General features: G+C 64.2%; 7 protein-coding genes. 3 read left to right on the top strand and 4 right to left on the bottom strand.

Annotation, left to right across the window (positions count from 1 at the left end; translation table 11 throughout):
- The 3 genes from B2W70_RS05215 to B2W70_RS05225 all read left to right on the top strand — a co-directional run.
- On the top strand, positions 1–550 hold a 550-nt coding region (locus tag B2W70_RS05215), incomplete at its 5' end, for a DUF1631 family protein (protein ID WP_286743558.1).
- Positions 551–664: 114 nt separating this feature from the next.
- Positions 665–1,339: a glutathione S-transferase family protein gene (locus B2W70_RS05220; RefSeq protein ID WP_286743561.1), complete on the top strand. Its 675-nt coding sequence runs from the start codon at positions 665–667 to the stop codon at positions 1,337–1,339.
- A gap of 158 nt (positions 1,340–1,497) precedes the next feature.
- Positions 1,498–2,109: a discoidin domain-containing protein gene (locus B2W70_RS05225; protein WP_286743563.1), complete on the top strand. Its 612-nt coding sequence runs from the start codon at positions 1,498–1,500 to the stop codon at positions 2,107–2,109.
- A gap of 48 nt (positions 2,110–2,157) precedes the next feature.
- Here B2W70_RS05225 and B2W70_RS05230 read toward each other — a convergent pair whose 3' ends face one another.
- The 4 genes from B2W70_RS05230 to B2W70_RS05245 all read right to left on the bottom strand — a co-directional run bounded on the left by B2W70_RS05230 (position 2,158) and on the right by B2W70_RS05245 (position 9,242).
- Positions 2,158–3,714 carry a SpoVR family protein gene (locus B2W70_RS05230; protein WP_286743564.1) on the bottom strand — a complete coding sequence of 519 codons (1,557 nt, stop codon included), beginning with the start codon at positions 3,712–3,714 and terminating at the stop codon, positions 2,158–2,160.
- The gene (locus B2W70_RS05235; RefSeq protein WP_058088803.1) at positions 3,711–5,012 is read right to left on the bottom strand and encodes a YeaH/YhbH family protein; all 1,302 of its coding nucleotides are present in this window, start codon (positions 5,010–5,012) and stop codon (positions 3,711–3,713) included. The genes B2W70_RS05230 and B2W70_RS05235 overlap by 4 nt, the downstream gene beginning before the upstream one ends.
- Before the next feature lie 115 nt (positions 5,013–5,127).
- Positions 5,128–7,050: a PrkA family serine protein kinase gene (locus tag B2W70_RS05240; RefSeq protein ID WP_286743566.1), complete on the bottom strand. Its 1,923-nt coding sequence runs from the start codon at positions 7,048–7,050 to the stop codon at positions 5,128–5,130.
- 275 nt (positions 7,051–7,325) lie between these two features.
- On the bottom strand, positions 7,326–9,242 hold the full coding sequence (locus B2W70_RS05245) for a GspE/PulE family protein (RefSeq protein ID WP_414631029.1): 1,917 nt from the start codon (positions 9,240–9,242) through the stop codon (positions 7,326–7,328).
- Between the last annotated feature and the right edge of the window lie 66 nt (positions 9,243–9,308).

Raw genomic sequence — 9,308 nt, forward strand, 5'->3', positions numbered from 1 at the left:
GCAACGAGGCATGGCCAGCATCAACATGCCCCGCCATGAGCAGGACACCCTGCTCGAAGCCCTCATGCGCATGCACACCCGCGTGCTCATGGCCACACCCAAGCCGCCCAAGCTGGAACGCGAGCGCACCGGTTTCGAGTCCAGCACCCTGGCCAACCTTGACGCCTTGCTCGACGACCTGCGCTTTGCCCAGGCCGATGGCCGACCGCTCGACACCAACCTGGGCTCCCTGCCCACGGTGCCCATGGCCTTTGGCGAGAACGCCGACGACGCGGCCATCCTGGCGCGCCGCCGCCAGTGGGCCGACGCCCTCACCCCGGGCACCTGGTGCAAGCTCTTCATGCAAGGCCAATGGACCACCGCCCGCCTGCTGTGGGTCAGCGAAAACCGCCAGTTCTACATGTTCGGCAGCGACCTGGCAGGCCGCCTGCACTCCCTGAGCCGCCGCGCGCTCGAGCGCCTGCGCGCCGAAGGCCTGGCCACCAGCCTGGAAGACCGCAGCCTGATGCAGCGCGCCGTCGACAGCATGGTGCAGGAGCTCGACAGCTGATTGCCACGACTCGCCGGGTCGATCGGTCTGCGGCATGATTGCCAACCGCACATCGCAGCGAGCGCCCACGCCCATCGCGATGATGAAAAACGCCTGGGATGAGGAACCAACGCCATGTACACGCTGCACATCGCCAACAAGAACTACTCATCGTGGTCGCTGCGGCCCTGGTTGTTGATGAGCGAGCTGGGACTGCCCTTTGAAGAAAGGCTCGAGCCCTTCGGCGAGGTCGAGTTCACCCGCTTCTCGCCCACCGGCAAGGTGCCTTGCCTGCACGACGGCGGACAAGTCGTGTGGGACTCTCTGTCCATCACCGAGTACCTGGCAGAACGCCACCCCGGCGTGTGGCCCACCGATGCCACCGCTCGCGCCTGGGCCCGCTGCGCCAGCGCCGAGATGCACTCGGGCTTCTTCGCGCTGCGCGAGACCTGCACCATGAACTGTGGCCTGCGCATCCGCCTGAGCAACTGGCCTGCTGCGGCGAGAGCCGACTGGCAGCGCGCCGAAACGCTCTGGCAAGAAGGCCTGCAGCGCTTTGGCGGGCCCTTCCTGGCCGGAGATCGGTTCACGGCCGTGGACGCCTTCTTTGCGCCACTGGCTTTCCGTGCCCAGACCTATTCCCCTGATTTGGGCGACGTTGCAAGCGCCTACGTGCAACGCATGCTCGCCCTGCCCTCCATGAGGGGCTGGTACGAGCAGGCACTGGCCGAGACATGGCGCGACGAGCCCCACGAAGCCGATGCACGAGCAAAAGGGCAATGGCTGCAGGACCTGCGCCGAGCGCGCTGAAGCGAGCGCCATGATCAGCCTTGGCATGGGTCAAAAATCAGACAAAAAGGGAAACGCAACCCCATGAGGTGGGGAGTGCCTGAATCCGCATGGGAGCTTAGAGTGCGACAGCCGTCACCGGCACTCGTTCCATTCGCAAGACAACTTCAGGAGTTCACATGTCCCGTTCTTCCCGCGTCATTGCCGCCATGCTCATCGGCGCCAGCGCCCTGGCATCCGCGCAGGCCGCCGAGATTGCGGTCGCCAGCGTCACCGCCTCGTCGACCTTCTACACCTACAACCCGGTCAACCTGATCAATGGCAACGGCCTGAGCGGCGACCTGCACAGCGGCAACTGGGAGGCCAAGTGGCTGCTCGACGGCGTCAACACCGGCAACCTGACCTTTGACCTGGGTGGCCTGTACAAGATCGGCAGCACGACCATCTGGAACTACGGCCCTGGCTGCTGCGGCGAAGGTCGCTCCGTCCAGGACCTGTCCATCAGCCTGTCCACCGACGGCGTGAACTACAGCGAATTCGGTGCCTTCGTGCTGAGCAAGCCCACCACCGACCCCTTCGGCGGCGAAACGCTGGGTCTGGGCGACACCACCGCCCGCTTCGTTCGCTTTGACATCAAGAGCAATTACGGCGAGGCCGACTACACCGGCCTGTCCGAGGTGAAGTTCGACGGCGTGTCGGCCGTGCCCGAAGCTTCGAGCTTGGCTTACGGCCTGGTCGGCCTGGCTGCCGCAGGCCTGCTGCAGCGTCGTCGCCACAACGCAGCTCGCTGATCGGTCGAGCCTGAAGACCCGCACAGGGGCACGCGCCCCTGTTGCGGATCACTCCATGTTCGCGGGCACCACCGTCCAGTGCTGGCGGGTGTCGCCGTGCGAGTTGACGCTTTCCATGTGCACCGGAAAGCCCCACAGCCGCGCCACGTGCTTGAGCACCTCGCGCGTGCTGTCGTGCAGCGGGCGGTCGTTGTGCTGCGTGTGCCGCAGCGTCAGCGATCGGTCACCACGCAGGTTCACGCTCCAGACCTGGATGTTGGGCTCGCGCGAGCCCAGGTCGTACTGGCGTGACAGCGTCTCGCGCAGCGCGCGGTAACCCATCTCGTCGTGGATGGCGCTGACCTCGTACTCGCTGGCCTTTTCATCGTCGCGGATGGCGAAGAGGCGGAAGTCGCGCATCACCTTCGGAGAAAGGAACTGGCCGATGAAGCTCTCGTCCTTGAAGTTGCGCATGGCGTAGTCCAGCGTCTTGAGCCAGGCGTGTTCTTCCTTGGGCGTGTTCTCGGCCGAGCCGGCGAAATCGGGGAACCAGTGCCGGTCTTCCGGCGTGGGCTTCTCGCAGATGCGCTTGAGGTCGGTGTACATCGCAAAGCCCAGCGCGTAAGGGTTCAGGCCGCTGTAGGCGCGGTGGCCCACCGGCGGCTGGAACACCACGTTGGTGTGCGACTGCAGCCACTCCATCATGATGCCGTCGGTCAGGTGGCCGTCGTCGTACATGGTGTTGAGCAACGTGTAATGCCAGAACGTGGCCCAGCCTTCGTTCATGACCTGGGTCTGGCGCTGCGGGTAGAAGTACTGCGCCACCTTGCGAACGATGCGCACGATCTCGCGCTGCCACGGCTCCAGCAAAGGCGCGTGCTTTTCGATGAAGTACAGCAGGTTTTCCTGCGGCTCGGCCGGAAAGCGCCTGACGGCTTCTTCTTCCTGGCGGTCGGCGCGCCTGGGCAGCGTGCGCCACAGGTCGTTGACCTGCTGCTGCAGGTAGGCCTCGCGCTCTTCGCGGCGTGCCAGCTCCTTGTCCAGAGACAGCTTGCCCGGCCGGCGGTAGCGGTCCACGCCGTGGTTCATCAGCGCGTGGCAGCTGTCGAGCAATTCTTCCACCGCATCGATGCCATGGCGCTCTTCACAGCGCGCCACGTAGTTCTTGGCGTAGACGAGGTAGTCGATGATCGAGCCCGCATCCGTCCACATGCGGAACAGGTAATTGCCCTTGAAAAAGCTGTTGTGCCCGTAGGCCGCGTGCGCGATCACCAGGGCCTGCATGGCCATGGTGTTCTCCTCCATCAGGTAGCTGATGCAGGGGTTGGAGTTGATGACGATCTCGTAGGCCAGGCCCATGTGGCCGCGGCGGTAGTTCTTTTCGGTGGCGATGAACTCCTTGCCGTACGACCAGTGGCGGTAGTTCACCGGCATGCCCACGCTGGCGTAGGCGTCCATCATCTGCTCGGCGGTGATGATTTCGAGCTGATTGGGGTAGGTGTCGAGCCCAAAACGCTGCGCCGTGGCGCGGATGACGTCGTGGTACTCCTCGATCAGGTCGAAGGACCAGTCCGACAGCCCCGGCAAGGGTTTCTCGGCTCGATGGGGCGTCAGCAAGGCACTCATGCGTCCACTCCTTCCTTCTTGAACAGTTCGCGAAAGACCGGGTAGATCTGCGAGGCCTCCAGCACCTTGCGCATCGCAAAGTGCTTGTGGGTTTCGGCCAGGCTCAGGTACTCGTCCCAGAGGTTCTGCTCGGTCTGGGCCACCTGCACGTAGGCGTAGTAGCGCACCAGGGGCAAGATCTTTTCTTCCAGGATCTCCTTGCAGCGGCTGGAGTCGTGGTGCCAGTTGTCGCCGTCGGAGGCCTGGGCCACGTACAGGTTCCACTCGCTGGTGGGGTAACGGGCGCGGATGACCTCGTCGAGCAGCACCAGCGCGCTGGAGACCACGGTGCCGCCGGTTTCGGTGGCGTGGAAGAAGTCGTCCTCGTTGACCTCCTGCGCTTGCGTGTGATGGCGGATGAAGACGAGCTCGATCTTGTCGTAGTGCCTTGTCAGGAACAGGTACAGCAGGATGAAGAAGCGCTTGGAGAGCTCCTTGCGCTGCTCGTCCATCGAGCCGGAGACGTCCATCACGCAGAACATGACGGCCTTGGTGGTGGGCACCGGCACCTTGACCCGGCTGCGAAAGCGCAGGTCTATCGGATCGAGGAAGGGGATGCCCGCCACGCGGCCACGCAGGTGCCTGATGCGCGCCTCGAGTTGTTCGATCTCGATCGCGTGATCATGGTCGAGCGCGTCATCGCCCTCTTGTTTCTCCGCTCGCAGCGCAGCCATGCGCTCTTCCAGCTCTTCGATCTCGCGGCGGCTGCTGGCACCCAGCGCGATGCGCCGGCCCAGCGCACCCCGCATCGAGCGCACCACGTGCAGGTTGTTGGGCGTGCCGTCGTTGCTGAAGCCGGCGCGGTGGCTCTTCCACTCCGGCACCTCGGCCAGCGCGGTCTTGACCATGTTGGGCAAGGCCAGGTCCTCGAAGAAGACCTGCATGAACTCTTCCTTGCTCAGGCTGAAGACGAAGTCGTCCTCGCCTTCGCCGGAGTCGCTGGCATCGCCAGATCCGCTGCCCTGCCCGCCGCCGCCCTGGGGCTTTTCGATGCGGTCGCCGCGCACGTACTCGCGGTTGCCGGGGTGCACCACGTCACGCGTGCCACCGTCACCGTGGCGGAACACCGGCTCACCCAGGTCCCGTTTGGGGATGGCGATGTCCTCGCCCTTTTCGATGTCGCGGATGCTGCGGCCATTGATGGCCCGCTGCACGGCTTCGCGGACCTGGTCCTTGTGGCGGCGCAGGAAGCGCTCGCGGTTGCCGATGGATTTGTTCTTCCCCGCGAGGCGTCTGTCGATGATGTGTTGCCGTGTCATGTACGCAGTCCGCCGTTTTTATCCAAGCGGCCACCACGGATCCGGCTTCGCCGGGCCGCTGGTGGCGCCCCCTTGAGGGGGAGCGCCGGAAGGCGCTCGGGGGTGGGCCATCAGATCAAGAGCTCTTCCTCACGCGCAGGTACCACTCGCACAGCAGGCGAACCTGCTTGGCCGTGTAGCCCTTCTCGACCATGCGGTTGACGAAGTCCTCGTGCTTCTTGACCTCGTCGGCACTGGCCTTGGCGTTGAAGCTGATGACCGGCAACAGCTCTTCGGTGTTGCTGAACATCTTCTTCTCGATCACCGTGCGCAGCTTTTCATAGCTGGTCCACAGCGGGTTCTTGCCGCCGTTGTTGGCCCGCGCCCGCAACACGAAGTTGACGATCTCGTTGCGGAAGTCCTTCGGATTGGCGATGCCGGCGGGCTTTTCGATCTTCTCCAACTCGGCGTTGAGCGATCCACGGTCGAAGATCTCGCCCGTGTCGGTGTCGCGGTACTCCTGGTCCTGGATCCAGTAGTCGGCGTAGGTCACGTAGCGGTCGAAGATGTTCTGACCGTACTCGGAGTAGCTCTCCAGGTAAGCCGTCTGGATCTCCTTGCCGATGAACTCCGCGTAGCGCGGCGCCAGCATCTCCTTGATGTAGGCGATGTACTTCTGCTCGGTCTCGGCGGGGAACTGCTCGCGCTCGATCTGCTGCTCCAGCACGTACATCAGGTGCACGGGGTTGGCCGCCACCTCGGTGCTGTCGAAGTTGAAGACCTTGGAGATGATCTTGAAGGCAAAGCGAGTGGAGATGCCGCTCATGCCCTCGTCGACGCCAGCATAGTCGCGGTACTCCTGGATGGACTTGGCCTTGGGGTCGGTGTCCTTGAGGCTCTCGCCGTCATAGACCTGCATCTTGCTGTAGATGCTCGAATTCTCGGGCTCCTTGAGGCGGGTGAGGATCGCGAACTGCGACATCATCTTGAGCGTGCCCGGGGCGCAAGGCGCGGCCGACAGCGACGAACCCCTCACCAGCTTCTCGTAGATCTTGATTTCCTCGCTCACGCGCAGGCAATACGGCACCTTGACGATGTAGATCCGGTCGAGGAAGGCCTCGTTGTTCTTGTTGTTGCGGAAGGCCTTCCACTCGCTTTCGTTCGAGTGGGCCAGCACCACACCGTCGAAGGGGATGGCGCCGAAGCCTTCGGTGCCCTTGAAGTTACCTTCTTGTGTGGCCGTCAGCAGCGGGTGCAGCACCTTGATCGGCGCCTTGAACATTTCCACGAATTCAAGCAGGCCCTGGTTGGCCAGGCACAGGCCACCGGAGTAGCTGTAGGCGTCCGGGTCGTCCTGGGCGTAGGTTTCGAGCTTGCGGATGTCGACCTTGCCGACCAGCGAGCTGATGTCCTGGTTGTTCTCGTCACCCGGCTCGGTCTTGGCGATGCCGACCTGCTTGAGGATGCTCGGGTAGCGCTTGACCACCTTGAACTGGCGGATGTCGCCACCGAATTCTTCCAGGCGCTTGACGGCCCAGGGGCTGAGGATGCGCTGCAGGTAACGGCGCGGGATGCCGTATTCCTTTTCCAGGATCGGGCCGTCTTCCGTCGGATCGAACAGGCCCAGCGGCGACTCGTTCACGGGCGAGCCCTTGATGGCGTAGAACGGCACCTTCTCGGCCAGCAGCTTGAGGCGCTCGGCGATCGACGACTTGCCGCCGCCCACCGGGCCCAGCAGGTAGAGGATCTGCTTCTTTTCTTCGAGGCCCTGCGCGGCATGGCGGAAGTAGCTCACCACCTGTTCGATGGCGTCTTCCATGCCGAAGAACTCTTCGAAGGCCGGGTAGATCTTGATGACCTTGTTGGTGAAGATGCGAGACAGGCGCGGGTCGTTGCGCGTGTCGATCATCTGGGGCTCACCGATGGCCAGGAGCATGCGCTCGGCGGCGGTGGCAAACGCGGTCTTGTCGCGTTTGCAGATGTCGAGGTACTCCTCGAGGGAGTATTCCTCTTCGCGGGTGCGCTCGTAGCGGGCGGCGAAATTGCTGATCACGTCCATGCTGACCTCCTCGTCAACGACCTGTCCGAATGACCTGTCTGTTCAACGCCTGAAGATCGGCCCGGTTTACCCGTCTGGTGACACCGGCGCGACCACTCAAGCATCGCCTTCACACCAAAGATCGTGGAAATCACACCTTCTAGGTGGGCAAAGAAAAGTGCCTTTTACCCACCAGACGGTGTGAACCCGTCGCCCCTATCTTGCACCTTTTTTCGGGTTTGCGTGCGGCAGCCCAACAACAAACGGTGACTGCGGGGCAACTTCAACGCATCGACTCAAGCGTTGCTGCTGGCGCGCACTTCTTCCATGCTCGTGAACCCGCACAGCACCTTCTCGATGCCGTCCTGGCGCAGCGTGCGCATGCCCTCGCGCAAAGCGTGAGCGAGCAGCATGTCGGGGCTGGCACCGGTCTGGATCAGGCGGCGTGTTTCGGCGTTGACCACCAACAGCTCGTGCAGCCCCAGGCGGCCTTTGTGCCCGGTGTGGCTGCAGTGGTCGCAACCGGGGCTGTGCCAATGCAGCAGACGCCCCTCCACCGCGAAACGTTCCTGCCATTCGGCACGCAGTGACTCGCGGGTGACGCCGGTGGGCTCCTGCCCGAAAACATGCATGTACTCGTCCAGCCATCCGTCGACCTGCTCTTCGCTGGCCGGCTCGCTGGTCTTGCAGGCCGGGCACAGGCGGCGCACCAAGCGCTGGGCCAGCACGCACAGCAGCGAGTCGGCAAAGCTGAAAGGGTCCATGCCCATGTCGAGCAGGCGGGTGACCGTTTCGGGCGCGCTGTTGGTGTGCAGGGTCGAGAGCACCAGGTGACCGGTCAGCGAGGCCTCGATGGCCGTGCGGGCCGTCTCGGTGTCGCGCATTTCGCCCACCATGATGACGTCCGGGTCAGCGCGCAGCAGCGCGCGCAAAGCCTTGGCAAAGGTCCAGTCGATCTTGGGGTTGACCTGCACTTGTCTCAGGCCTGGCTGGGTGATTTCCACCGGGTCTTCCGCCGTCCAGATCTTGCGCTCGGGCACGTTGATGAAGCTCAGCGCCGAGTGCAGCGTCGTGGTCTTACCCGAACCGGTGGGGCCCACGCACAGCACCATGCCGTAGGGGCGCTCCATGGCCGATTGCAGCCGACTCAGGTTGTTGGGGCTCAGGCCGATCTTGTCGAGCGGCATGGGGCGGGACGAGCCCAGGATGCGCATCACCACGTCTTCCAGGCCGTTGTTGGTCGGGATGGTGGCCACGCGCAACTCGATGCGGTACTGGGGCACGAAGCGCGCGAAGTTGATCTTGCCGTCCTGCGGCTTGCGGCGCTCGGAGATGTCGAGGTCGCACATGATCTTGATGCGCGCGATGACGGCGCTGCGGTAGGTGTGCGGCAGCTCCAGGTAGGGCACGAGCTGGCCGTCCTTGCGAAAGCGGATCTTGACCTTGTCGCGCCCGGCGTAGCCTTCGACGTGGATGTCGGAGACGCCCTGGTTGTGGGCCTCGACGATCATGGTGTTGATCAGCCGCACCAGGGAGTTGTCGCTCTGCTCGATGGAGCGGTCTTCCTGCAGGTCGCCGTCCTGTTCCCGCTCGAGGTCTTCGACCAGCCGGCCAGTGGCGGCGGAGTCGAGCTCGTAGGCCGGCAAGGTCAGCTCGTGGATGTTGAACGGCACGGCCGCCACGTCGGCACCCAGCTTGCCGTAGGCGTCGCGCAGGGCCCATTCGATTTGCGTGGACTGTGCCAGCACCGGCACGATGCGGCACTGGCTGGCGAACTCCAGCTCCGACAGCACGATGCGCTTGCTCGGGTCCTCGACGGCCACGATCAGGCTGCCATCGCGCCACATCAGGGGCACGGCACTCACGCGAGCGGCCACCGAGAAGGGCACCTTGGTCAGCGCCTCCGGGTCGATGGGGAACTGCATCAGGTCGACCAGCGGGTAGCCCATCTTGCGGGCCAGCGCATCGATCAGGTCCTGACGGGTGATGAGGCCCAAACGGACCATCAGCTCACCCAGGGGCACGGTGCGGTCGCTCTGCTGCTGCCGCAGCGCGTCCTCGAGCTGTGCCTCGGTGATCAGGCCCAGGGCGATCAGCGCCTCGCCGATGCGGATCATGGGCATGCGGCTTTGCTGCTCGAGGGCGCCGAGCAGTTGCTCCGGGCTGACGACCTGCTGGTTGAGCAGGATGTCGCCCAGTTTGCGCTGGCGCATGGCGGCCTGCAGGGCCACAGCCTGGTCGACCTGCTCCAGCGTGAGCACCTCACCGGCCACCAGGGT

It is taken from the genome of Aquabacterium sp. UBA2148 (genome assembly GCF_002328915.1).
Classification (GTDB): Bacteria; Pseudomonadota; Gammaproteobacteria; order Burkholderiales; family Burkholderiaceae_C; genus Aquabacterium; species Aquabacterium parvum.

What these genes read in the sequence shown, in the direction of transcription:
- B2W70_RS05220 (WP_286743561.1), top strand. Translation starts at nt 665, where the DNA reads ATGTACACGCTGCACATCGCCAACAAGAACTACTCATCGTGGTCGCTG.
- B2W70_RS05225 (WP_286743563.1), top strand. Translation starts at nt 1,498, where the DNA reads ATGTCCCGTTCTTCCCGCGTCATTGCCGCCATGCTCATCGGCGCCAGC.
- B2W70_RS05230 (WP_286743564.1), bottom strand. Translation starts at nt 3,714, where the DNA reads ATGAGTGCCTTGCTGACGCCCCATCGAGCCGAGAAACCCTTGCCGGGG.
- B2W70_RS05235 (WP_058088803.1), bottom strand. Translation starts at nt 5,012, where the DNA reads ATGACACGGCAACACATCATCGACAGACGCCTCGCGGGGAAGAACAAA.
- B2W70_RS05240 (WP_286743566.1), bottom strand. Translation starts at nt 7,050, where the DNA reads ATGGACGTGATCAGCAATTTCGCCGCCCGCTACGAGCGCACCCGCGAA.
- B2W70_RS05245 (WP_414631029.1), bottom strand. Translation starts at nt 9,242, where the DNA reads ATGCGCCAGCGCAAACTGGGCGACATCCTGCTCAACCAGCAGGTCGTC.